Annotated in this window: 16 protein-coding genes, 2 tRNA genes and 2 pseudogenes; 13 read left to right on the top strand and 7 right to left on the bottom strand. The window is 57.4% G+C overall.

The window, feature by feature from the left end:
• Positions 1 to 107: 107 nt before the first annotated feature.
• Positions 108 to 707: pseudogene (locus tag F4V58_RS06420) on the bottom strand (chorismate-binding protein); the annotation flags it as partial.
• A gap of 169 nt (positions 708 to 876) precedes the next feature.
• Between F4V58_RS06420 and gltX the strand changes: the two are divergent.
• The 7 genes from gltX to mmsB all read left to right on the top strand — a co-directional run bounded on the left by gltX (position 877) and on the right by mmsB (position 8,278).
• A complete protein-coding gene (gene gltX, locus F4V58_RS06415; protein ID WP_075734367.1) occupies positions 877 to 2,376 on the top strand; it encodes a glutamate--tRNA ligase in 1,500 nt (499 codons plus the stop codon).
• 201 nt (positions 2,377 to 2,577) lie between these two features.
• Positions 2,578 to 2,649 (top strand) — tRNA-Gln (locus tag F4V58_RS06410).
• A gap of 38 nt (positions 2,650 to 2,687) precedes the next feature.
• Positions 2,688 to 2,760 (top strand) — tRNA-Glu (locus tag F4V58_RS06405).
• 311 nt (positions 2,761 to 3,071) lie between these two features.
• On the top strand, positions 3,072 to 4,211 hold the full coding sequence (locus F4V58_RS06400; RefSeq protein WP_150385728.1) for an ICP22 family protein: 1,140 nt from the start codon (positions 3,072 to 3,074) through the stop codon (positions 4,209 to 4,211).
• A 295-nt stretch (positions 4,212 to 4,506) separates the two neighbouring features.
• Entirely contained in the window at positions 4,507 to 5,520 is a 1,014-nt protein-coding gene (locus F4V58_RS06395; RefSeq protein ID WP_075734363.1) for a hypothetical protein, read from the top strand.
• Between the two features lie 352 nt (positions 5,521 to 5,872).
• Positions 5,873 to 7,390 (top strand): CoA-acylating methylmalonate-semialdehyde dehydrogenase, encoded by a 1,518-nt coding sequence (locus F4V58_RS06390; RefSeq protein ID WP_075734361.1) that lies wholly within the window; start codon positions 5,873 to 5,875, stop codon positions 7,388 to 7,390.
• Between the two features lie 15 nt (positions 7,391 to 7,405).
• The gene (mmsB, locus tag F4V58_RS06385) at positions 7,406 to 8,278 is read left to right on the top strand and encodes a 3-hydroxyisobutyrate dehydrogenase (protein ID WP_075734359.1); all 873 of its coding nucleotides are present in this window, start codon (positions 7,406 to 7,408) and stop codon (positions 8,276 to 8,278) included.
• Positions 8,279 to 8,300: 22 nt separating this feature from the next.
• Here the strand turns inward: mmsB and F4V58_RS06380 are convergent, their stop codons facing one another.
• The gene (locus F4V58_RS06380) at positions 8,301 to 8,873 is read right to left on the bottom strand and encodes a TetR/AcrR family transcriptional regulator (protein ID WP_075734357.1); all 573 of its coding nucleotides are present in this window, start codon (positions 8,871 to 8,873) and stop codon (positions 8,301 to 8,303) included.
• A 159-nt stretch (positions 8,874 to 9,032) separates the two neighbouring features.
• On the opposite strand from F4V58_RS06380, the gene F4V58_RS06375 reads away from it, so the two are divergent.
• The 3 genes from F4V58_RS06375 (at position 9,033) to F4V58_RS06365 (ending at position 13,435) form a co-directional block, all read left to right on the top strand.
• The gene (locus tag F4V58_RS06375) at positions 9,033 to 10,238 is read left to right on the top strand and encodes an acetyl-CoA C-acyltransferase (protein WP_075734355.1); all 1,206 of its coding nucleotides are present in this window, start codon (positions 9,033 to 9,035) and stop codon (positions 10,236 to 10,238) included.
• Between the two features lie 63 nt (positions 10,239 to 10,301).
• A complete protein-coding gene (locus F4V58_RS06370) occupies positions 10,302 to 11,075 on the top strand; it encodes an enoyl-CoA hydratase (protein WP_075734353.1) in 774 nt (257 codons plus the stop codon).
• Between the two features lie 128 nt (positions 11,076 to 11,203).
• On the top strand, positions 11,204 to 13,435 hold the full coding sequence (locus tag F4V58_RS06365; RefSeq protein WP_075734351.1) for a sigma-70 family RNA polymerase sigma factor: 2,232 nt from the start codon (positions 11,204 to 11,206) through the stop codon (positions 13,433 to 13,435).
• A gap of 56 nt (positions 13,436 to 13,491) precedes the next feature.
• Here the strand turns inward: F4V58_RS06365 and F4V58_RS06360 are convergent, their stop codons facing one another.
• Together F4V58_RS06360 and F4V58_RS06355 are read right to left on the bottom strand one after the other, a co-directional pair.
• Positions 13,492 to 15,222 (bottom strand): AMP-binding protein, encoded by a 1,731-nt coding sequence (locus F4V58_RS06360; protein ID WP_075734349.1) that lies wholly within the window; start codon positions 15,220 to 15,222, stop codon positions 13,492 to 13,494.
• Between the two features lie 188 nt (positions 15,223 to 15,410).
• Positions 15,411 to 15,980 carry a TetR/AcrR family transcriptional regulator gene (locus F4V58_RS06355; protein WP_075734347.1) on the bottom strand — a complete coding sequence of 190 codons (570 nt, stop codon included), beginning with the start codon at positions 15,978 to 15,980 and terminating at the stop codon, positions 15,411 to 15,413.
• 176 nt (positions 15,981 to 16,156) lie between these two features.
• Between F4V58_RS06355 and F4V58_RS06350 the strand changes: the two genes are divergently transcribed.
• The 3 genes from F4V58_RS06350 to F4V58_RS06340 all read left to right on the top strand — a co-directional run bounded on the left by F4V58_RS06350 (position 16,157) and on the right by F4V58_RS06340 (position 19,365).
• On the top strand, positions 16,157 to 17,365 hold the full coding sequence (locus F4V58_RS06350) for an acyl-CoA dehydrogenase family protein (protein ID WP_075734345.1): 1,209 nt from the start codon (positions 16,157 to 16,159) through the stop codon (positions 17,363 to 17,365).
• 21 nt (positions 17,366 to 17,386) lie between these two features.
• The gene (locus F4V58_RS06345; RefSeq protein ID WP_075734343.1) at positions 17,387 to 18,148 is read left to right on the top strand and encodes an SDR family oxidoreductase; all 762 of its coding nucleotides are present in this window, start codon (positions 17,387 to 17,389) and stop codon (positions 18,146 to 18,148) included.
• Between the two features lie 146 nt (positions 18,149 to 18,294).
• A complete protein-coding gene (locus tag F4V58_RS06340; RefSeq protein ID WP_075734341.1) occupies positions 18,295 to 19,365 on the top strand; it encodes a phospholipase D family protein in 1,071 nt (356 codons plus the stop codon).
• 116 nt (positions 19,366 to 19,481) lie between these two features.
• On the opposite strand, the gene F4V58_RS06335 is transcribed toward F4V58_RS06340, so the two are convergent.
• The 3 genes and pseudogenes from F4V58_RS06335 to F4V58_RS06325 form a co-directional block, all read right to left on the bottom strand.
• Positions 19,482 to 20,624, bottom strand: coding sequence for an acetoin utilization protein AcuC (locus F4V58_RS06335; protein ID WP_075734339.1), 1,143 nt, complete (start codon positions 20,622 to 20,624; stop codon positions 19,482 to 19,484).
• Positions 20,625 to 20,637: 13 nt separating this feature from the next.
• Positions 20,638 to 23,265 carry a GNAT family N-acetyltransferase gene (locus F4V58_RS06330; RefSeq protein ID WP_075734337.1) on the bottom strand — a complete coding sequence of 876 codons (2,628 nt, stop codon included), beginning with the start codon at positions 23,263 to 23,265 and terminating at the stop codon, positions 20,638 to 20,640.
• Positions 23,266 to 23,528: 263 nt separating this feature from the next.
• Positions 23,529 to 23,775: pseudogene (locus F4V58_RS06325) on the bottom strand (transposase); the annotation flags it as partial.

The raw sequence follows: 23,775 nt of genomic DNA, 5'->3' as shown, positions 1-23,775 counted from the left end.
AGCAACCAGCACACCGCAGCCAAACCAGCCCAAAAACTGATCCACCAAGTGGATCAATTTTCGCGCCAATCTGGATCACTTCTAGGAGACCACATACAGGCTAGGTAGTCCCTGGCTTTGTCCTTTTGCCGGGCGGCGGATCCTGCCAACGGAAATGCGGTGACGGTGGAGCCTTGCTTTTTAATGAGGACTTCGGGGCTGGAACCTACCAGCATGGTGCCGGGGTACCCGGCCGGGGTGAGATCAGCGGCAAATCCATCCCGGTGGTAGGACAGGTCAATGAGCCGGGCTGCTACCAAGAGAGGATCTACGGGCTTGGCAAAGGCTATATCCACGGCGCGGGCCAGGACTACCTTTTCTAGCTTGGACGCGTTAATTGTGGCAACGGCTGCCTCTACCCGCCTGCGGTGTTCTTCCGGTTCCGGATCAAAACCGGCCACCCGGGCTAGGCATGTGCCATTGCGGTAATAAGCGTGGGGCTCCAGCGGTCCTTCTTCGCGGATAATACGCTTGGGAACGGTTAGCGCCGCAGCGGTGTCGCGCTCAAAGGGTAGAGCCCCTACAACCATGGGCACTTGGCCGGATTTGAGGCGGTCTACGGCCTCAAAGGCGTCGGTGAAGGTTTCTGCTGAACCCTGGGTGCGCACAGAGCCTGACGCTCGGGAGAGGAGGAAGTCAGGTGCGGAGTCCGGTCTAGAAGTGCGCATAGAAAACTAATTTTACCGCCCTGCTTTAGACTGCTGTGAATTGCACCAGCCTTAAAGGAATTGAGCCAATCAGACTAGTCAATTCACCCCGCGGCTCACCAGCATCGCGTTCCTAGATAAAACCCGCGCCATGCCCTGTGGGCTTTTGCGGTGGTCTACCATAGGGGTTATGACTGAAACACAAGCTGATATCCGCGTCCGTTTTTGCCCTTCTCCTACCGGCACGCCCCACGTTGGCATGGTGCGCACCGCGCTGTTTAACTGGGCTTATGCCCGCCATAACGGCGGCAAGCTCATCTTCCGTATTGAAGATACGGACGCCGCCCGTGACTCTGAGGACTCCTACCAGGCCATCATCGACTCCCTGGAGTGGCTGGGCCTGGGCTGGGATGAGGGCGTCAACGTGGGCGGCCCGCACGAGCCTTACCGTCAGTCCCAGCGCATGGACATCTACGCAGACGTCCTGCAGAAGTTGAAGGACGGCGGCTACGTCTACCCGGCGTATTCCACCGCTGAGGAGGTAGAAGAACGCCACAAGGCCGCCGGCCGCGACCCCAAGTTGGGCTATGACAACTATGACCGTGAGCTGACCCAAAGCCAGATCGATGCCTTCGAGGCTGAAGGCCGCAAGCCCGTCTGGCGCTTGCGCATGCCGGACAAGGACTGGTCTTGGAATGACCTGGTTCGCGGTGAGATGACGTTTAAGTCTTCCACCCAGCCGGATTATGTGGTTGCCCGCTCTAACGGCGCGCCGCTCTACACGCTGGTAAACCCTGTTGATGACGCCCTGATGGGTATTACCCACGTTCTGCGCGGTGAGGACTTGCTTTCTTCAACCCCGCGCCAGCTGGCTCTTTATGAGGCCCTGGTTGAGCTAGGTATTGCCAAGCAGACTCCTATTTTTGGCCACCTGCCGTTTGTGATGGGCCAGGGCAACAAGAAACTGTCCAAGCGCGACCCGGAGTCCAACCTGTTCAATCACCGCGATAATGGCATTATCCCGGAGGGCATGCTCAACTACCTGTCCCTTCTGGGCTGGTCCTTGTCCGCGGATCAGGACATCTTCTCCGTTGATGACCTTGTGGCCAACTTTGACGTTGAGGACGTGCTGGGCAACCCGGCCCGCTTTGATCAGAAGAAGCTAGAGGCTATCAACGCTGATCAGATCCGCCTGCTCGATCCGGAGGACTTTGCCTTCCGCCTGCGCAACTACCTCACCGAGTACACCGATTTCCCGGAGGATTACGACGGTGAGAAATTCGGCGTTGCCGCTGACTTGGTGCAGACTCGTATTAAGGTGCTTTCCGACGCTCATGATCTGATGAAGTTCCTGGTCACCCCTGACGCGGAGCTAGAGATTGAGGAGAAGTCCGGCCGTAAGAACTTGAAGGAAGACGCCGTTCAGTCATTGGAGGCAGCTATCAAGGCGCTCGATAACGTCGATGCCGCCCAGTGGACCACCGCAGAAATCGAAGCCGCGCTTACCAAGGCGCTCATCGAGGATCTTGAGCTCAAGCCGCGTAAGGCCTACGGTGCCTTGCGCGTGGGTATTTCCGGCCAGCAGGTTTCCCCGCCGCTGTTTGAATCCATGGAGCTACTGGGCAAGGAGTCCACGCTAGCCCGCCTGCGCGCGGCCCTGGCAAAGACACCGTGGCCCGCAGCGCAGTAACCACGGCCTAATTCCACCGCTGTAATTCGCGGCGGTGGAAATTACCCCACAGCCCCAGTCCTGCCATTGTAATTTTTCCCTGTTTACCAGGCGATTTGTCAAGGGCTGGGGAAGTGCCTATAGTTATATCTCGTTGCACAGAGAAAAGCAGCTCAAGCAAGCACAAGCAAACTTGAGAACCTGCAGAGTATCGCGTGACAATGGCCTATGGTGTAATTGGCAACACAGCGGTTTCTGGTACCGTCGTTCTAGGTTCGAGTCCTGGTAGGCCAGCAGTGATTAACTGCTAAAACAGAAAAATCACAGTTCTAGCCCCGTTCGTCTAGTGGCCTAGGACGCTGGCCTCTCACGCCGGTAACACGGGTTCGAATCCCGTACGGGGTACAATCAAAATCCTGAGTCAAAAAATGGCTCAGGATTTTTCTTTTGCCAGTTGGTCGAACATACTGTCGAACTTCCCCGGGTGGGTTGATGTGTCGCTGCCTGGCTTTGTAGGCGCGCGTCCTTGAGACCCTCAAGGGAACTGGGACGGTGAAAAGATAAGGTCTAGGCTTTTGCAAAGCAGGCCCCGGCAACTGGTGCGTGCGAATCCGCAGCTAATGGTCAAGTGCGCTTTTAGAACTTGCGGGGGGGGGGGGCTTTTGTCTATGCTTTTATATGTTCGTTTCTATCACCCCCGACCCGAGGAGTCTTTCTTGTTCAAACGTATCATAGCCGCCGGTCTCACCGCGGCTGCTATTTCCGGCACCGCCGTGGCCCCTGCTAGTGCCTATACAGTAACTGTGACAGGTGATAAATGCTCGATCTCGTATTCTGCGCGGGAGTTACAACACCTCCGTGGTTTGCGAGACGATGCTGAGGTAGCTGCGTCTCAGTTTGTTGATTCCCTTGGGAAAAATTTTGGCCCGGAAACATGGACGGTGTTACGTTGGGAGTTCCGCCGTGCTGTTCCCCTAAAAGATGAAGCCTATGAAATATCTCGTGAACGCTCTCGAGAGCTCTCTTTTGAACGTCGTGTAAAGGTGGGTAATGAAGTTGTAGTTGTTGATTTAGTAGCATCACAGTCTTTATACCTTGAAATCAATTCGCCATTCTTACATGGGGTGCAAGGTGGAAAAGATTTCACTCCAGCTGAGCGGAACAAGTATGACGAAACTGTTCCTCGCTTCCGGAAATTCCTACATTCTTACTTTAGCCTGGACAAAGAGGCCTTCCGTAACTGTGGATCTGGTACCTCGGTAAATAGGGAATTCGACTTCGCCACCGTTCCAAATATTCCGGATCCGATAACAATGGCGAAAATTAGCGAATTGTTAAAAGATGATGGCCTTGCTGGGCCTGAGGGTGATGTCAAGCCTGGTGGTTCCGGCAATGGTGATGGTCCTGCTGTGCCTGAGGGTGATGTGAAGCCTGGTGGTTCCGAGGGTTCGGATAAGCCTGATGTTCCTGCTGTGCCTGAGGGTGATGTGAAGCCTGGTGGTTCCGAGGGTTCGGATAAGCCTGATGTTCCTGCTAAGCCTGAGGGTGATGTGAAGCCTGGTGGTTCCGAGGGTTCGGATAAGCCTGATGCTCCGGCTAAGCCTGAGGGTGATGTGAAGCCTGGTGGTTCCGAGGGTTCGGATAAGCCTGATGTTCCTGCCAAGCCTGAAGATGGTGCTAAGCCTGCTGGTAATGGTTTGGTGAAGGATGGTCAGCTAACTCCTGGTGGTATTGCCTTGGTTGCTGGTGGTGTTGTTGCTGGTGTGTTGGCGCTGGCTGCTGCTGTGTTCCCGTTGATTCTGCCTATGCTTCCAGCCGGTCTGCAGGCTATGATTTCTGGAATTTTGCCTTTCTAGGAAGTCTTAATTTATCTGGCATGCAAGGCGGACGATTCGTTCGTGTGAGGGGGGCCGATTAGGTCCCCCTTTTCTCCTTTTATCTGCTTTTGCGCGCTGTCGTTCTTGAAGTCCTCAAGGAGCAGGGACGGTGGGAAGATAAGGTCTAGGCTATTTTTAATAGCCGGCCCCGGCAACTGGTGCGTGCGAATCCGCAGCTAATGGTCAAGTGTGCTTTTAGAACTTGCGGGGGGGGGGGCTTTTGTCTATGCTTTTATATGTTCGTTTCCGTCACCCCTGACCCGAGGAGTCTTTCTTGTTCAAACGTATCATAGCCGCCGGTCTCACCGCGGCTGCTATTTCCGGCACCGCCGTGGCCCCTGCTAGTGCCTACACCCTCACCGTAAATGATGGTGAATGTTCGTGGGTGCTTTCCGATAAAGAGTTTAAGTACCTTAAAGATTTGCAAGGAGAAGCAATTGAAAATGTTTCTTCAATTTTTCGTGAACTTGGGTTTGAGATAGAAGGGGCAGATTTTATAAAAGAGCTTGAAAAAAGGCACCTAAACGACTCGGACCTAAAGAATACGGGATACATTTCTCGTAATTGGGCCAAGAAACTACTTGATCAGAGTGGAGCTAAGTGGCCAGACAAGAGTTACGAAGAAAACTTATTCTTATTCCGCCTGGAGTCTGTCGCAGAGGAGGCGAAAATGTTCCTTCAGAGTGGACTTTTGTCGCAAGACAATCAGGACAATGTGGCGAGATTTTTTGACGGCGCCAAAAAATACTCCTGGAGTGAACTTGGACTGACTGGGGATATATATCGGAACTGCGTATCTGGTACGTCGGTGAATAAGGAGTTTGACTTTGGGAGTCTTCCACCCGTTCCGAATGTAGTGCTCCCAGGTGGGCCGAGTAAATCTGATAATCCTAGCAAGCCTAATATTCCTGCCAAGCCCGAGGGTGATGTGAAGCCTGATGATTCCGAGGGTTCGGATAAGCCTGATGTTCCTGCTAAGCCTGAGGGTGATGTGAAGCCTGGTGCTTCCGGCAATGGTGATGCTCCGGCTAAGCCTGAGGGTGATGTGAAGCCTGGTGCTTCCGAGGGTTCGGATAAGCCTGATGTTCCTGGTAAGTCTGAAGATGATGCTAAGCCTGCTGGTAATGGTTTGGTGAAGGATGGTCAGCTAACTCCTGGTGGTATTGCTTTGGTTGCTGGTGGTGTTGTTGCTGGTGTGTTGGCGCTGGCTGCTGCTGTGTTCCCGTTGATTCTGCCTATGCTTCCTGCGGGTCTGCAGGCTATGATCGCTGGAATCTTGCCTTTCTAGCAGGTTCATAAATCATCTGGGTTCTAGTCTGGATGGAGAATATTGAGGAGACGCCCGGTTGGGCGTCTCCTTTTTGTTCGGGGTTGGCCGTTTGGATTGCCGTGGTGTTGTCCGCTTGCTGATTAATTGTATGGCGGCCCAGGTGTGCTCCCGTACAACGGTGAGGTGCAGCTTTGGGGCAGGGCTGGGTGAACGTTGTTTACCCCAGGGGTTTTAAAGCTTTCCCTGGTAGTGGGAGGGATACAGCTGAACACTGGGGTAAATGGTGTTCTATTTCACTAAATTCCTTGTGGTGTGACTTGGCTTTCATTACTTTGAGTGCTAGAACCAGTAGCCACCTGAAAGGAAAGCCATGAAATCCATTTACCACTACGTTGACGGTGCCGTGTTCAAGGGGACCACTGATAAATTCCAAGCGGTACTAAATCCCTCCGTGGGCAAGGAACAATCCCAGGTGGCGTTGGCGGACAAGGCCGACGTGGACCACGTCATTGAGTCTGCCCGGAAAGCGCAGCCGGGGTGGGCGGCCATGAACCCGCAAAAGCGCATCCGCGTGCTGATGGAGTGGATCCGGCTTATTAACGCCAACATGGACGAACTGGCGGAGATGTTGGCTCTAGAGCACGGCAAGACCTTCCCCGACGCCAAGGGAGACGTGATGCGCGGTGTGGACGTGTTGGAATTTGCACTGGGTGCCCCGCACCAGCTCAAAGGGGAGTACTCCTACGGAGTGGGCACCGGCATTGATGTCTACTCCCTGCGTCAGCCGCTGGGGGTAGTGGCTGGTATTACGCCTTTTAACTTCCCGGCCATGATCCCGCTGTGGAAGGCCGGTCCGGCCTTGGCCGCAGGAAATGCCTTTGTTCTTAAGCCCTCCGAGCGGGACCCTTCCGTACCCGTGCGCCTGGCAGAGCTGTTTGTAGAAGCCGGCGGCCCCAAGGGAGTGCTCAACGTGGTCCACGGCGGCAAGGACGCGGTGGACGCCATCTTGGATTCGGACACCATCAAAGCCGTAGGCTTCGTGGGTTCCACTCCGATTGCGCAATACATCTACGAGCGCTGCGCGGCCACCGGTAAACGTGCCCAATGCTTTGGCGGGGCGAAGAACCACGCCATTGTCTTGCCGGATGCGGACATTGACCACGTAGCGGACACACTGGTGGGCGCGGCCTTTGGCTCCGCCGGTGAGCGTTGCATGGCGCTTTCGGTCGTTGTGCCAGTGGGCAAGGACACTGCTGACCGCCTACGCGACGCGTTAATCAAGAAGATCCCGGAGCTGACCGTGGGACATTGCATGGACCCGGACGCGGACTACGGTGCGTTGGTAACGCCGGAGGCCAAACAGCGGGTGGAAAAGCTCATCGCGGAGGGCGTGGACGCCGGCGCGGACCTGGTGGTAGATGGCCGTGAGCTGGACATGTCCGGCCGGGAGTTTGCGGGCCAGTCCTTGGCGGAGGGCTACTACGTGGGCCCTACCTTCTTTGACAACGTCACCACGGAGATGTCCATCTACACCGAGGAAATTTTTGGCCCGGTGCTATCTATGGTCCGCGCGGAGACGCTGGAGGAGGCAACCGAGCTGCCCAACAGTCACATCTACGGCAACGGGGTGGCCATCTTTACCCAAAACGGCGGCGCGGCCCGCGACTTTGTCAACAACGTTCAGGTGGGCATGGTAGGCGTGAACGTGCCCATCCCGGTGCCCATCGCATACCACACCTTTGGCGGGTGGAAAGCCTCCGCGTTCGGTGACCTCAACCAGCACGGGCCGGATTCTTTCCGCTTCTATACCAAGACCAAGACAGTGACCAGCCGGTGGCCCGGTGATGATTCGGCCGGCCCGCAGTTCACTATGCCGGTAATGAACTAGGAAGGAGAAACAATAATGAAGACTATTGCGGTAATCGGGCTGGGAAACATGGGCGGCCCCATGGCGGCCAACTTGGCAAAAGAATTCAACGTGCGCGGGTTTGACGTATCCGATAAGGCGCGGGCAGCGCTGGACGCGCCCACCTTTGACACCGCGGAGGAGGCGGCTCAGGGGGCGGACGCGGTGCTGACCATGCTGCCCAACGGTGAGCTGGTCAAGAAGGTCATAGGCTCCTTGCTGGAGGCGGACAACGGGGAGAAGCTCTATATTGATTCATCCACCATTGCTGTCTCTGATGCCCGCGAGGTAGCCCAAATGGTTCAGGAGGCAGGCTCACACTTTGTAGATGCCCCCGTCTCTGGCGGGGTTGCCGGCGCTACCGCTGGAACACTGGCTTTTATGGTGGGCGGTGAAGAGGAAGCCTTCGCGGCGGCCAAGCCCTATCTGGAGGTTATGGGCCGGTCCATTACCCACTGCGGGGTATCCGGCAATGGGCAGGCGGTTAAGGCCTGCAACAACATGATTTTGGCCGTGCACCAGATTGTCCTGGCAGAAGCCCTGGTTTTGGGCGAGCGCCTGGGACTGGACCATCAAGCGTTCTTTGATGTGGTGTCCAACGCCACGGGTAACTCCTGGGCGCTGTCGGTCAACGCGCCGGTCCCGGACGTGGTGCCTGGTTCGCCCGCTAACAATAACTTCAAGCCGGGCTTTGCCTCCGCGTTGATGTTGAAAGATCTCAACCTGGCCATGGTCTCTGCGGAGGAGACAGGTACGGACACCGTACTGGGCAAGATTGCTGCGGAGCAGTACGCCAAGTTCGTGGACAGCGGACATGCGGGACTGGATTTTTCCGCCATCATCAATGAGGTTCGCGCTAAAGGTCAGTAGCCGGCCTGCCGGCTGTTCCTGGCTAGTGGCCGTCGAGAATGCTTTGCAGCACCTGCCCGTAGTGCTCCACTAAGGTGTCTTGCGGGTAGGCGGCAAAGTCGGTGTCACCAAACCGGCGCATGACTGACAATCCGATGAGCAGTGCCAGTGCCTGTTGCGCCCGCAATGGTGGGGCAGGGCTGGCACCGGGAGCTTCCCGGGTAATCCGGCCTTCCAGGACCATCAGGAGGTCAGACTTAATGCGGCGGCCGATAGCGCTCAGGCTTTCCGGGTCACCGGCCGTGACGGTGATAGTCCGGGCCATTGAGTAGGGCGCGTTTTCGGGAGCAGTGAGAGTTTCAATCACGGCCGTTTGCCCCAGCGTGGCAAATGGACCGGCGAAAAGCGCGGCGGAGGAGTCCGTGAAGTCCACCGTGGCCTCAAACAGGGAGGTCTTGTTGTGGAAGTGCTTGACAATCAACGCCACGCTGACATCAGCGTGGGAGGCAATATCTTTCAGCGACACCTGCGCGAAGGTGTTTTCACTAAACATTTTCCGGGAGCACGCCAGAATTCTCTCTTTGGCTGATTGCTCAGGGGCTGAAGTTTCATTCATAAATACATACTACCGACTATTTCTACGGTTTAACGTGTAGATTCTTTGTGCGCGTATCGCGGTTGTGAGGTTGCTTAGCGCCCATAAAAACGTGGCGCGTATCACTGTTAGGGCGTACGATCTAGAGGTAAACCGTACTGCACCTAAGAGGAGACTAACGTGGATGCATTCGCTAAACCGGGGGACAGAGGACCCAAAGGCATAGTTATTGTGGGAGCTGCGCGTACCCCATTCGGAAAATTACTGGGCGGACTAAGTCCAATCCCGGCCACGGAGCTTGGGGCAACTGCCATTCGCGGTGCGCTTGACAACATTGACCCGGGCTTGGTGGACGCCGTAATTATGGGGCAGGTACTGCAAGCAGGTGTGGGGCAGAACCCAGCCAAACAGGCCGCGCTCGCGGCGGGCATTAGCCCCCGGGCGCACACCACTACGGTCAACAAGATATGCCTGTCTGGCCTAACGGCCATCATTGATGCCGCCAGGTTGCTGCGCTCGGGTGAGGCCCAGGTAGTGGTGGCTGGAGGGATGGAGTCCATGACTTTATCTCCACACCTGCTGATGAACGCGCGCGCTGGGTATAAGTTTGGGGCCCAAACGGTGTTGGACCACATGGAGCACGACGGCCTGCGCGCAGCGGACTCCGGCATCTCGATGGGCCTTCTGACCGAGGAATATGCGGATACCTACCCGGTGACCCGCGCGGAGCAGGACGCGGTGGCCGCGCGCTCACATGAGAGGGCGCTGGCTGCCAGCCAGGACGGAACCTTTGACCGCGAAATCACGCCCGTGACCGTCAAGACGCGCCACGGGGAAGAAACTGTTTCTCGCGACGAGGGCATCCGCGAGGGCGTGACCACGCAATCCCTGGCTAAGCTGCGCCCGGCGTTTAGTAAGGACGGGACGCTCACCGCCGGTAATTCCTCGCCCATCTCCGACGGCGCGGCTGCGGTGGTGCTGTGCAGCCGGGATACGGCGCAGGCCAACGGATGGGACATCATGGCTACGTTGGGCAAGCCAGGGCAGGTTGCTGGCCCAGATTCCTCCCTGCAAGAACAGCCAGCCAACGCCATCACACGCGCACTGGAGCTACAGGGCTGGACGGCCAAGGACCTGGACATGGTGGAGATCAATGAGGCATTCGCTGCCGTGGTGTCCCACTCCGCGCGGGTACTGGGCGTCAGTGAAGAGATTGTCAATCCCCACGGTGGGGCGGTGGCGCTGGGGCATCCCATCGGTGCCTCCGGAGCGCGACTGGTGGTTCATGCAGCCCACCAGATAGAGGCCGGCAAGGCCACCCGCGCAGCCGTAGGCTTGTGCGGCGGTGGTGGGCAGGGAGAAGCCCTGCTGTTAGAAGCGCATTAGGATGTTTCAAGGCCCACCGCGATAGTAGAAGAATAGATTTAAACAAATAAGGAGAGAAAGACCATGACGTATAACAACATCAAGACTGAGACAAAAGGCCGCGTAGGCGTTATCAACCTTGACCGCCCGAAAGCGCTCAACGCGCTCAACAAGGAACTCATGGAAGAAACCGTGGCGGCGGTAGGTGAGTTTGACGCCAATCCGGAGATTGGTGCCATTATCATCACCGGAAGCGAAAAGGCCTTCGCGGCGGGTGCTGATATCAAAGAGATGGCCCCGAAGTCCGCCACGGAGATGTACTTGCATAACTGGTTTGCCGGCTGGGACGGACTCACGCGTGCGCGCACGCCAATTATCGCGGCGGTCAACGGCTACGCGCTGGGCGGCGGCTGCGAGCTGGCCATGATGTGCGACTTCATCATTGCAGGGGATAAGGCCAAGTTTGGGCAGCCAGAGGTAAACCTGGGCGTGACTCCAGGCATGGGCGGCTCGCAGCGTCTAACTCGCGCTATTGGCAAGGCCAAGGCCATGGAGATGTGCTTGACCGGACGCATGATGGGCGCGGAGGAAGCCGAGCGCGCCGGGTTGGTGGCCTCGGTGGTCCCGGCTGCAGAGCTCATTGACAAGGCTATTGAGACTGCGGAGTTGATAGCCTCCAAGTCCTTTGTTTCGACCTCAATGATCAAGGAGCAGGTAAACGCCGCGTTCGAAACCTTCCTTGACCAGGGCGTGCTCTTTGAGCGCCGGACCTTCCACAGCATCTTCTCCTCAAACGATCAGGCGGAGGGGATGGCGGCCTTCGCGGAAAAACGCGATGCCAAGTTTAGTAACTCCTAGGAAGCCATTCCCTGGGTGGACCCTGAGCACCGGCGTTTACCAATGTCTCTAAAGGTGCAGGTTAATGCCAGAGACAGTGACTGAAGAGAAACTCGGTTTATCTCCCGTTGGCTTGATAGTATAAAACAATGCAAAATTTTGGTGGGTGGGATACTCGGGATGAGCAAAGTGATTGGCTAGATGGACAGCAAGGAAGCCGGTCGCGCAAGAGCGTTGACTCGCGTAGCTGCGAGACCAACACTCCCAAGGACACATTTACACATGAGGCCAAAATCGTTGATCACCCAGGGTTGTTGCTGGAACAGCGCCAAGCGTGGAGGCTGTTCCCCTGGTATGCGCCGACGGCGGTTACCCCAGTAATTGAAATAGGGGAACTGGTGCACCAGTGGCTTAACACTAAGCGCGACTGCCCGCTAACTTCCTTCAATGACCTTGTTCCGCCGCTTGATACGGCCACTTTCACCGAGCCGGGGGTAGTCGAAAAATGGCAAGAGGTAGCTAGGGAAATCGAGAAGGAGCCTTTTCAAGTTTCCCTCAATGACCTATGTATAAGCGAAGATCCTCTACCGGAATCTGGGCGTTCGGTAATCTCGCCGCGCTTTAGCGAATGGGATTGCACACTGCTTATGGAAACCTTGATCACGGCTGCCTGTAAGGACCATCTCCTTGATGGCCAGGAATTGTCCGTGGAGCTATTTTCACCCGGAAGACTTAGCCGGGCCAAGCTAGACCCGTGCCACACCCTGTTTGCGCTAGCGTCGTTGCAATCGGAGTCATTTTTCGATTCGATCTTTCACAAGCTTGGGCAAAGTGGTTACTTTGACAATCTTCGCGAAACAATTTCCCCCATCGATGTGGAGATGGCGCTATGGGTCGAGGCCCATGCCCATGTAGTCAATGTCCTACTAGAAGATGATGAGCGCCTCCGGCTAATTCTTGAAGGCAGGCTTAGCACCTCCTTCTTAGGTCGAACGCGCAAGACTTTGGATGATTTAGGCAATGAACTGGGACTTACCAGGGAGCGAGTACGGCAGGTGGAAAGTAAGCTGCGGCGGGACCTATTCTCCGAGGAAGGGATCCTCTACGCCCTAAAAGAGATATTCCTATCTGATTACGGGTGCTTGTTTAGCATCCACGGAATCCGCGAATTTTGGACTCGACCAATTCTGGGGTTTGAGTTTGGCCTGGGGGAGCTAGCGCTGTGGGGAAGCCAGTTAACTTTGATCCAAGACGGCCAGTGGTTTGTAGATAAAAAATTGGTTGACCTGCTACTGAAACTACCTGCCGGCGGTGATTCAGATGACTTGGCGGTGAAAATTGGTCTGTACCCAGTGGAAGACTTCGAACGTCGGCTTCGTGATCTAGAAGAGTCCTGGGAGGGGTCGTTTGACTGTTTAGAGGCTCGCAGGTACTTAGAGCACCAGAGCAATTATGAACTGAGGGAGGGGTTTTGGGTAGCTAGAAACCCCCATAAAGTGGACCGGATTGCGCAGGTTCTCTTCTTTGCGGATGTCCCACTGGAAGTGGAGGAATTTCAGGAAAAGCTGCCCGATCTGAGTAAAAGGGCAATTGCTTCCGGGCTTAATTGGGGCGATGAATTTGTCCGCGTAGGAGCGGGGCGTTGGGCTCTAGCCGGGTGGGGATTGGAAACCTTTACGGACCTTACCAGCTATATCCGGGGCAGGATTGAGGAAGGTGGCGGGCGTTGTTCGATAGAAGATATCCGACAAGGTGCCATTGAAAGGGGGCTGTCGGCCAACACGGTCAGCACCTATATGCACTCGCCGGACTTCCGGATTGAGAAAGGATACCTCTACCTAGGAGATGGGCAGGCTATCAACAATAAGTCGCCGGAGGAAAGCCGCAATCTGGTGTGGCGCGATGGCGCTTGGCACCTGCTTTTGACGGTTACCTCTGAGCATGTGCGAGGTTCTGGCTGGGGTGGCGTTCCCCGCGGCGTCATTGACATCTACGGCCTGGAGTACGACAAGCCTTTTTCTGTTCCTGCGTTTGCCGGTAAACTAGAAGATGAAGTCACTTTTAGATGGTCCCGCACTGGCCTTAATTGCTCTGCTATCAGGTGGGTATGTGAAGACTTTGGGGTGGAGCCTAACGACAGGTTGTGGCTTCGTCTGGATGAGGAAATTACCTTCAGTGTGGCACCAGGTGTTGATGCCTCAGCGGAAGGGTATGCGGCCTTGTTAAATCACTTAGGGATCATTCCCGATCCACAACGGCGAGCCCGAGACCAGATCAAAGATGCCTTGAATTTAGACAAGGACGCACCGTGGCGGAAAGTGGTCAAGCGCTTGTACGACCGCCGTGACGACGAGATGGCGGAACTAGCCCGCGGGCTCTAGTGGTGCACGAAAGACCCGGCTGCTAGCGAAGTGTGCAGCCGGGAACTCGTTTGTCACTAGCCCTTCAAACTGGGGAAGTCGGTGTCGCTAAATTCCGTGGAGGCCTTGGTGTGGCCGCCGTCAGCGGCGTGGATTTCCACCTCGCGCTTGCGCAGCTCTACGCGGCGGATTTTACCCGAGATGGTCTTCGGTAAATCCAGGAACTCCAGGCGGCGGATGCGCTTGTACGGCGCTAGGCTATTGCGGCAGTGGCGCAGGATGTCCTCTGCGGTCTCCGGCGTGGCCTCAAAGCTGGAAGCAAGCACCACATAAGCCTTGGGAACCGCCAGGCGGATGGGATCCGGGGAAGGAACCACGGCTACCTCGGCTACCGCCGGGTGCTCGATGACCACGGACTCTAGCTCGAACGGCGACAGGCGGTAGTCGGAAGCCTTGAATACGTCATCGGACCGACCGATGTAGAAGATGTAGCCGTCCTCATCGCGCTCGGCGATATCACCGGTGTGGTAGTAGCCGTCGCGGAAGACCTCAGCATTCTTGTCCGCGTCGTTGAAGTAGCCGGGGGTAAGCCCCACCGGGCGGGGATCGAGTTTCAAGCAGATTTCGCCGGTGTCGCCTTGCTCATCAGTGGCCGGGTCAATGAGGACCACCTCCATGCCCGGCAGTGGCCGGCCCATGGAACCGGGCTTGACAGGCTGGCCGGGGGTGTTGGCAATCTGTAGCGTGGACTCGGTCTGGCCAAAGCCGTCCCGGACGTCAGTCTTCCAGTGCTTCTTGATGGTGGAAATCAGCTCCGGGTTTAAAGGCTCACCGGCGGCCACCAGCTTCACCGGTGGGGTCTTCATGTGCGACATATCCGCCTGGACCAGCATGCGCCACACCGTTGGTGGGGCGCAGAAGCTGGTGACGCCTTCTTCATCCATTTTCTCCATGAGCCCCAGGGCGTCAAAACGGGTGTAGTTGTACAAAAACACCGTTGCGCCGGCAATCCAAGGAGCGAAGAAGTTGGACCAGGCGTGCTTGGCCCAACCGGGGGCAGCCACATTCAAGTGCACGTCACCCGGCTCCAGGCCAATCCAGTACATGGTGGTCAGATGGCCCACCGGGTAAGAAGTGTGGGTGTGCTCTACCAGCTTGGCCTTGGAAGTGGTGCCGGAGGTGAAGTACAGCAGCAACGTCTCATCTGCCTGCGTCTCCTGGGTTGGGGCGTAGGTCACGGGGGCATCGAAAGAGCTGGCATAATCAAGCGTGGGGTGGCTGGTCTGCGCCGGCTCTGCGGACCCTACCTGAATGACCGTGAAATCTCCCGTGACGTCTTGGAACTTGGACGCGTCCTCCGGGTTGGCAATGACCCAGGAAATCTCCGCGCGGTCTGTGCGGTCCTGCAAGTCCGCAGTGCCCAACATGGCGGTAGCCGGGTTCATCACAAAGCCGGCCTTAATACACGCCAGCATGGACTCCCACAGCTCCACCTGGTTGTTGAGCATGAGCATGATGCGGTCGCCGCGCTTGACCCCTTGTTCGGTGAGCCAATTGGCTAGCTGGGAGGAGCGCTCGGAAAGCTCCGCGAAGGTCCGGCGGGTAGATGACCCGTCTTCCTCGCAGATGACCAACGCCGGGCGGTCCTGGGAATCCGGGGCCTGACCAAGGTGATCAAACCAATCGAGTGCAAAGTTGAAGTGCTCGAAGCGGGGCCATTCAAACACCTCGCGGGCTTTTTCGTAATCCTCTTGGTGGGACACGAGCAGGTCTCGGGCTGCTCGGAATTGTTCGGTAACCGTAGTCATGGTTGTCCTCCGTACTGGTTTAGATGTCAATGACCAGGAACTTTCCGTCTGATTGTGGTTGGGGTTAAACATGCTGCGGAATGTGTCCTGACATTCACTACTGAAGTTGTTGTGACCTGCGTCCCAATTCAGCGTAATGCGAAGGTGAAATTATTTCTATAGCTTTCCAATTAAAATCCCCCCGTTGATTAGATTTTCCTTGCCTCCGGAGTGGTGAGTCCGCGAATTAAAAGCTCGCCAAAAGCTGCGTAAGCTGCAGCGGAGCTTACAGTGTCCTGGTAGATCCCCCGTTGAATGTCCTCCATGGCGCGTTGCACTAAATGGGGTAGGAACGGGAGGGAACTGGCGTGAAATTCTCCGTGTTTTACCCCCTTGTCCAACATGGCGCGGATGTTTTCCACCGCCCCCTTGGTGTTGTGGGAATACACCCGCTGCGCAACGTCCTCGCGAGCGCAGTCGCGCATGAACTGGGGGCTGGCGGGCGCCAGCGCTGCGGCGATATCGGTGAAGTATTGCTCTAGGGCCTGGGGTGCGGGCAGGTCCAGGCGGGGCTTTGTTTGGGTGGTGATGTCTTTGAAGAAGTCCACCAGGATTGCCCTGATAATGTTGTCCCGGCTGTTCCCCAGGGCGTACAGCGTGGACTTGGAGCAGTGGTAGCGCTTGACGGCGCCGTCGATGGTGAAGTTTTCAAAACCTTCCGCCAGGAAGTCGCGGCGCAAGGCCTGGCGAAGTTCGCGTTGACGTGCGGTGAGGGTCATGGGATTGCCTTTGGGGTCTCGATTTTTGGGGGTGTTAACGGCTGGCTCTGCTACCGCTTAGATTAACACTCGGTAAACAAGTGACGCGGCTCACGTTGGATGTGTACAGTTGGCTGCACAATCGTACTCCACGCCTACTCCGTCACCGGAGCAACTAGCCAGAAGGGGGAAATTCCATGCCACCCATCCTCAATCCCTTGAACCCGCACGGCGCACACCTGGCACCGCTGCGCTACCCGCACGCAGACTTCATGCACGTCGCAGACCAACTGCCAGAAAATGAATACCGCGACCTAGAGCGCATTCACGAGTTCCTCATGACCGAAGTACGCCCGGTGGCGGGGGAGTACTGGGACCGGGAGGAGTTCCCCTTCGAGCTGCTGCCCAAACTTGCCGAGCACGGATTAGGTGAAATAGAGCTCTCCGGCACTAGCCGCCTTTACCGCGGCCTGGTCTACGCCGAAGTCACCCGCGCGGACGTCTCCATCTCTGCGCTAGTGGGAATTCACAACGAGCTCATCGTAGATCTGCTGGACAAGCTGGCATCTCCGGAGCAAAAAGCCACGTGGCTTCCCAAACTGCGGCAGTTTGAAGCCATAGGATGTTTTGCCCTGACAGAGCCCGAGCACGGATCCGATATTGCCGGCGGCCTGGCCACCACCGCCAAGCGCACGGCAGATGGCTGGGTAATCAACGGCCACAAGCGGTGGATTGGCGGAGGAACCTTTGCTGATTTTGCCATCACCTTTGCCCGGGATGAAGACGATGGCCAGATAAAAGGTTTTATCGTAGAGATGAACCGCCAGGGGGTTTCAGCTACCAAAATTGACCGCAAGATGGGCCTGCGGATTATGCAAAACGCAGACATTTCTTTCAACAACGTGGAAATCCCAGCCGGAAACCTCATTCCCGGCGCGGAGTCCTTCAAAGACACCAACACCTTCCTGTGCAGCTCACGCGCCTGGGTGGCCTGGCAGGGCGCCGGCATTCAGCTAGGTATTTTTGACAAGGCCCGCCAATACGCCCTGGAGCGGGAGCAGTTTGGCAAGCCCATCGCTTCCTTCCAACTAGTCCAAGAGCAGCTGACCCGGATACTTGGCAACGCCACGGCCTCCCTAGGGATGATGGCCTCACTCGCACGCCTCCAAGAAGACGGAAACTTAGAGATGCCCCACTCCGCCCTGGCCAAGGCCACCACCACCCGCCTGGCCCGGGAGTCCGCTGCTTGCGGGCGCAACATTGCCGGCGGCAACGGGATTTTGACCCAGCACGAGCTGTCCAAATTCATGGCCGATGCAGAAATCTTGTACACCTACGAGGGAACCTACGACATCAACTCCCTCATTGTTGGCCGCGCGATTACCGGCCAGTCCGCATTCGTTTAAGGGAAAGAAAGACAAGACACCATGAAACTAGACTCCAATTGCTCCGCAGTTGTAACCGGCGCGGCCTCCGGGCTGGGCAACGCCACCGCCCGCGCCCTCATCGACCACGGCGTGAAGGTAGTAGGCCTGGACCTTCCCAGCGCCGTTGACAAGCTGGAAGACCACGGCGGTATAGAGTTTGTTCCCACCGACGTCACCGACCCCGCGCAAGTGGCCACGGCGATTGCGAAAGCGACCTCGCTGGCACCCCTGCGCGTGGCCGTCAACTGCGCGGGCATTGCTCCCTCCCAGCGAATAGTAGGCCGCAAAGGAACCCACGACCCGGCATTTTTTGCCAAAACCATTGACATCAACCTCAACGGCACCTTCTACGTGTTAGCAGCCGCCGCCGGCGCCATGGCGGAACAAGACCCAGTAGACGCCGACGGCCAGCGTGGCGTCATTATTAATACCTCCTCCGTCGCGGCGTTTGAAGGGCAAGTAGGCCAGGCCGCCTATTCAGCGTCCAAAGCTGCCGTACACTCCCTTTCGCTTACCGCTGCGCGGGACCTGGCCCGCTCCGGGATCCGCGTCAACGCCATAGCCCCCGGCGTGGTGGAGACCCCCATGATGGCGCAGATTACCGATGAATTTAAACAGCGTCTTGAAGAAACGGTGCCCTTTCCTTCCCGACTAGCCAAGCCCGAGGAATACCCCAAGCTAGCCCTAGCCATCATTGACAATGACTACCTCAACGGTGAGACCATCCGCATGGACGGGGCACTGCGCATGCCGCCGCGCTAAGCCACCGGCCCGCGACTCTGGAGCACTCCGAGCCCAAGCTCAAGTGAGCAGCAGGGAACACCCTAGGGGCGGGCGTGGAAAGCGTCCCGTGAGCCGGTGAAAAAACAACGGGCTTAAGAAAAAATCTCTTATGGTAACCTGCCGATATGACAGAAAAATCAGAACTCGTTTATAACGCCTACGACTGGCTGATGGATGCCCTCGATGATCCGGACGGCGACATCCTGCTCACTAGCCCGTACCTGACTTACCGCATCTGCAATGAAATTGCGGCTTCTGTTGAGGGGTTACCTTTCAACGTTGTTGTAGTCACAGCTCTAAACGCTGCCGCGGTCGCTAACGGCTATCAATCGGTAGTGGGCCTGGAGAAATTGCTGAAACTCGAAAACGTGACAGTTAAGCATGTCAGTCACCTTCATGCAAAGTGCTTTATTGTGGGTACTCAGGCAATGCTGGGGTCGGCGAATCTAACGGACGCAGGCCTTGGCAATGCTACGAGAAGCAACCACGAGCTAGGGGTGACGCTTGCGCCAGGTCTAGTCCATGAGGCTCGGAAGACGATTGAAGGCTGGCCGGCTGAGGATGTTGACACCGGCTGGTTGCAGGAGTTGCGCGCAGAAGCGAAACTAATCAAGCTTCCGCTCAAAAGCGCACCAACCCCTCACCCTATAGGCAGTGAGGAATATGACGGATGGGAGGTAGGTCATTCATCCCAGCTGGTGGAAGAACTTTTGAGTATTGCTGGGGATGTCAAGCGACAGCTGTGGCTGAAGCACCATTTTGGCGAACCTGATTTTGGTATTTGGAGAGATCTCCATTACATAGCCCACCCGGACCTGAACAAGAAAAAGAGCATGAGGCCGGATGAGAAGAGTAGGCCGTCAATCGGCCCGGGGGATTTGGTGGTGATTTGTGCGAGCGGTAAAAGGACCAACCCGGACCATAAGAGGAGATTTTGTTATGCCGTAGTCGAGGTGACCTCGGAGACGTTATACAAACCTTCTTTCTACGTAGAGGATTATGCCGACGAACCGGACGAGGTAGATCATTACTGCTGGGTCAATGAAACCGTTCCCCGTCTGGTGCCTGACAAGATTCCACCAATCAGGAGCAGAGATCTTGGTATTCAAACGCTGGGTGGTGCGGGTTACAAGAGACTAGAGTTTGATCAATTCGTTTCGTTCGTGCGAGAGCTGGAAAAGTATCTCGATAGCTAGTTAGCTCCCCACTGACGGCGTAGGTGCCGGTCGGTGCTCGGTTCTTCGCTAGCTGAGACAAAAACGAATGCCGCGTGTCACCGGGTGGGCCGCCCGGCAACACGCGGCGTTTGGCGTTATCCGTAGACTCGCAGGCCCCAGTAGGGGAAGATGGTCTTTGATGTGGCAATTAGGGCTGGGGTGGGTTGCTGCGCCATGACGCGGTCGGGGTTGAACTCACTTAGGTCCACGCCGGTGTCGCCCATGGTGAGCTGTGATGGGTCAGCCTTGGTGCGCTGTGCCCAGTTGGCGGGGAGGGTGGCGCTGGGTTCTATTTCCACGCCGGCCACGGCGGCTAGTACCTGGGTCCATGCGCGGGCCACGGAATCTAGTGCGTACCCGCCGCCGCCCAAGGCCACCCATTTGCCGCCGGCAAACTTATCCGCCCACCGGCCAATGGAGCGGTAGGCCACCGCCATTGCGTCAATGCTTACCTGCAAGTCAGCCAGTGGATCCGCCCGGTGCGGGTCCGCGCCGTGTTGGCTGATGATGAAATCCGGCTTGAACTTCTGCAGCAGTGGCGCCACGGTGGCGTGGAGGCTTTGCAGCCAGATGAAGTCATCCGTTTCCCGGGGGAGCGCCACGTTTACGGCGGTGCCGGTGGCGCGGGGCCCGCCAATATCGTGGGGGAAGCCGGTGCCGGGGAACAGGTACATCCCGGACTCATGAACGGAGATGGTAAGAACGCGGGGGTCGTCCCAGAAGAGTTGTTCCACGCCGTCGCCGTGGTGGGCGTCCGTGTCAATGTAGGCCACGCGTTTGGCGCCGTTTGCTAGTAGCCAGTGGATGGCCACGGCGGCGTCGTTGTACATGCAAAACCCAGACATGGAGTTGCGGAACGCGTGGTGCAGGCCGCCGGAGAGGTTCACCGCGCGCGGTGCACGGCCCTCCCACACCGCGCGGACCGCGTCCAGCGTTCCGCCGGTGATCTTCGCGGCGATCTTTTCCAGTCCCGGCACGTGGGGGTTATCCGTGGTGCCTATGCCAAATTCGGGCGCGGGCTTGCCGCTGCGGGTGGCGGCCACGTAACCGGGGTCGTGGACTGCTAACAGTTGTTTCTCATTGACGGGGGTGGGGTCCAAGAGGTCAAACTCCGGAAGGACCTGGAAATGCTGCGCTAGTGACAGGGAAGTGCGTACCCGGTCAGGGCCCATGGGGTGGTTATCGCCCAAGCTGTAGTGGTAGATCTCCTCAGAGCAGACAACTAGCGGCTTGTTCATGGAAACCGCCTCCTTATAGGGACCGGGCCAGCGGGTCGCGCTGGGTGCTTAGTGGGGCAATCCGCAGACGGGCGCCCACAATGTGGGTGTCCGCACTGCCAGCAATGACGGGGCTTAACTCAACCTCAACTATCTGCGGGTTGTCGTCTTTGAGCGCAGCTACTCGCATGAGCACGTCCTCAACTGTGTCCAGCCGGGAGGGTTTCGTACCGCCAACGCCGTTGAGCAGGGGAGCGGCGGTTAGCTCATCGAGCATGCCCCGGGCATCAACGCGGCGCAGCGGTGGTACGCGCCAGGTTTTATCACCCAAGATTTCTGACGGGATGCCGGAGATTCCGGCGCTGAGAATGGGCCCCACTACTGGGTCCTCAATAGCACTGACGGTCAGAGAGGTACCGGAGGCCACCATGGGTTGCACCACCGGCATGAGCGCCCCAACGTCACCGTCCTGAAGGGCTGCGGTGAGCTGGCCCAGAGTCTCCCAGGCTTGGGCCATGGATTCCGCGTCTTGGATATTGCGCACGATGGTGGGCAGTTCAGGCCGCCCACGCAGTACCGGGTTCACTGATTTTAAGACCACGTTCCAGCCCATGTCCTTGGCCGTAGCAGTGGCTTCTTCCAGGGAGTCCACTGCTTGCCAGGCGACCAAATTAAGCCCGTAGGCGGAAAGGATTTCCGCAGCCTCATCATCAGTAGCCCACCGGCCAGCCGGCTGGTCAGCCAGAATCTGCTCCACCACCTGACGGGATCGTGTCTTGTCTCCCGTGGCTGTCTCATCTTCCGGAGAAGGCCTAGCTGTACTGCGCTTGCGTTCGTTGTCAATGATGGCTGCCAGGGCTTCAAGCCCGTCCGCGTAGGTGGCACACGTGGGTAATTGGCCTTGAGACTCCGGGCCGCTGAAGTCTTCTTGGGGTTGCCCGAACCCCACAAAGGAAGCAATAAGCGGCTTTGCCGTGTGAGCAGCCATTCCGGAAAGCTCCGCGTACGCGGTGTTTAGGACCGGCTGGCCCACTTCCACCACGGCGGCTAGGACGGCGTCTACCGTGGGGTCATCAAGGGCTTCTTGCACGGCGGCGGCTATTGCCGCCACCGGCTCGCCCAGCACCGTCCGTGGGTGAGGAACCAAGTCAAAGCGCAGGGAGGCATGCTGCATCTGCTCCACTAGTCCGGCTGAGTTAGAGATGACTGCTACGCGATTCCCATTGGGAAGCGGTTGCCGGGAAAGGATTTGGGCAATGTTATACATGGTGTCGCGCCGGGTTACCACCATGGCACCGGTTTGGCGGATGACTTCATCTAGTGCCTGCGGGCTGGCCTGACTCAACCCGTGTTGCTCGTAGTGCCGGGCGGTCCTCAGCGCGCGGGAGGGCAGGAATACCACCACATGCTTTTCCAGTGACAGCCGGCGCAGAACGCGGAAGAATTTGCGGGGGTTGCCAATGGTGTCAGGCGTTAACAGGCACACCTTGGTGGCGGGGTCCTCACTCCAGAACTGCATGACGTCGTTTCCGGTGACGTCGGCAAAGGAACCAGCGCCAATAAAGGAACTTATCCCGCACCCTTGGGCAATGGCTTGGGATAGCGCCAGCGTGGCCACACCGCCCGACTGAGCAAAGAGCCCCACGTGTCCCGCACGGGGCTGCGGGGCAGGGGAGGCGTTGAGGTTTACCCCAGCGCCAGTGTTGATAAGCCCCAGCGCGGCAGGGCCTAAAGCGCGCAACCCATAGTCGCGGGCGGTGGATACAATCTCACGCGCTTGTGTGGAGTTGATTCCGGTGTTGCTATTTTGGGCTACTACCACCACACCGGTCGCGTTCTTCGCGGCCGCGGCTTCCATTAGCTGCGCTATATCTTCCGGTAGGTGGTCTACTAGCACTAGGTCCACGTCGCTGTTAAGGGCGCGCAAGGCCTCTAGCCCGGAGGCCTCCGGGCTGGTGAGAATGTGTAGCTGCCCGCTGTAGCCGCCCTGTAGGAGCGAGGGCGTAAGGGTTCGTAGTGCGCTCATATCTCCCACCAAGGCCACGGACGAGGGACTTAGCAGCCGCTTAATGGAGTTGGCCTCTGCGCGCAGCTCGCGGCGTTCCATCACCTCACGGGAATTTTCATTGGGGGCAATGGTGAAGTCCACGGTGATGAAGCCGTCCTCTAGCTCCGGGGTAACTGAATACCCGGCGCGTTTGAACACCTGGATCATTCCCCGGTTTTGGGTGAGCATCTCCGCGAAGAAGCGCTCTACTTTGCCTTCCCGGCCAATTTCTGCCAGGTGCTCTAAGAAGATAGGGCCCACGCCGCGGCCCTGGTGGGAGTCTTGCACCAGGAAGGACACGTCACCCACGCGGGCGGGTAACAAGGCTTTGACCAGTTCATATCCAGCTACCGCCACAATCTCCCCGCGTTCTTCCATGACCAGGGTAACTTTGTCGTAAGCGCCATAGCCTTCCGTTCCAAACCACCGTTGCATATCTGTGTCGGTGAGCTCCGGGTGGGTGGAGAAAAACCGCAAGTATTTGGAGCGGTCTGAAACGCGGTCGTAGAAGCGGCGGATGGCGTCCTCATCACCGGGTGCAATGTGCCTTAAGCTTGCAATTCCGCCGTCATTTAAGATGACGTCGGCTTCCCATTTTTCAAGCGGCGCGGTCATAAGGTGTGGCCTTTCCAGTGAGCGTCAATAGTGTGAGGTGTACCACCCATGCGTGGGTACTAACTCTATCAACCAGTCATGCTCTAGGTTGGGGCTCCGCTAAACGGGGGTACCTAGCTTTAAGGTAGTGCCCCGTAGAGTGGTGTAAAAGTCCGGTGGATTTTATGGCGTAAAACGCTAGAAGTGTTTTGTTTATAGACTTTTTGGACACGGAGTCCGGTGACTTTTTGGACACGGAGTCTATGAGGTTCTTTGACATCTAGCTAGTGGGGTGTTTTCTTCCTGCTGGGGCGTGGGTTCGACAGGTTTGGTCTGAGGGCCGGTGGGCGGCGGTGCCACATGCCTTCGACGTGGTTGATGTTGATTTGGCCTCCTGGTGGGCGCTCGAGCAGTGTGATAGGCAGTGGGAACGAAAACAGTTTCTCGCCGTCGTGGTCGGTGAAGAACTCGGCGTGATTGTCGTCGGTGACGTTGCTGTAGAGCTTCCGGTTTTTGAACCTGGACCCCACG

It is taken from the genome of Corynebacterium phocae (assembly GCF_008693075.1).
GTDB classification, from domain to species: Bacteria; Actinomycetota; Actinomycetes; order Mycobacteriales; family Mycobacteriaceae; genus Corynebacterium; species Corynebacterium phocae.
This window is presented reverse-complemented; position numbering and strand designations above follow the sequence as displayed.

What these genes read in the sequence shown, in the direction of transcription:
- F4V58_RS06340 (WP_075734341.1), top strand. Translation starts at nt 18,295, where the DNA reads ATGACAGAAAAATCAGAACTCGTTTATAACGCCTACGACTGGCTGATG.
- gltX (WP_075734367.1), top strand. Translation starts at nt 877, where the DNA reads ATGACTGAAACACAAGCTGATATCCGCGTCCGTTTTTGCCCTTCTCCT.
- F4V58_RS06370 (WP_075734353.1), top strand. Translation starts at nt 10,302, where the DNA reads ATGACGTATAACAACATCAAGACTGAGACAAAAGGCCGCGTAGGCGTT.
- F4V58_RS06360 (WP_075734349.1), bottom strand. Translation starts at nt 15,222, where the DNA reads ATGACTACGGTTACCGAACAATTCCGAGCAGCCCGAGACCTGCTCGTG.
- F4V58_RS06350 (WP_075734345.1), top strand. Translation starts at nt 16,157, where the DNA reads ATGCCACCCATCCTCAATCCCTTGAACCCGCACGGCGCACACCTGGCA.
- F4V58_RS06335 (WP_075734339.1), bottom strand. Translation starts at nt 20,624, where the DNA reads ATGAACAAGCCGCTAGTTGTCTGCTCTGAGGAGATCTACCACTACAGC.
- F4V58_RS06365 (WP_075734351.1), top strand. Translation starts at nt 11,204, where the DNA reads ATGCAAAATTTTGGTGGGTGGGATACTCGGGATGAGCAAAGTGATTGG.
- F4V58_RS06345 (WP_075734343.1), top strand. Translation starts at nt 17,387, where the DNA reads ATGAAACTAGACTCCAATTGCTCCGCAGTTGTAACCGGCGCGGCCTCC.
- F4V58_RS06355 (WP_075734347.1), bottom strand. Translation starts at nt 15,980, where the DNA reads ATGACCCTCACCGCACGTCAACGCGAACTTCGCCAGGCCTTGCGCCGC.
- F4V58_RS06390 (WP_075734361.1), top strand. Translation starts at nt 5,873, where the DNA reads ATGAAATCCATTTACCACTACGTTGACGGTGCCGTGTTCAAGGGGACC.
- F4V58_RS06330 (WP_075734337.1), bottom strand. Translation starts at nt 23,265, where the DNA reads ATGACCGCGCCGCTTGAAAAATGGGAAGCCGACGTCATCTTAAATGAC.
- mmsB (WP_075734359.1), top strand. Translation starts at nt 7,406, where the DNA reads ATGAAGACTATTGCGGTAATCGGGCTGGGAAACATGGGCGGCCCCATG.
- F4V58_RS06380 (WP_075734357.1), bottom strand. Translation starts at nt 8,873, where the DNA reads ATGAATGAAACTTCAGCCCCTGAGCAATCAGCCAAAGAGAGAATTCTG.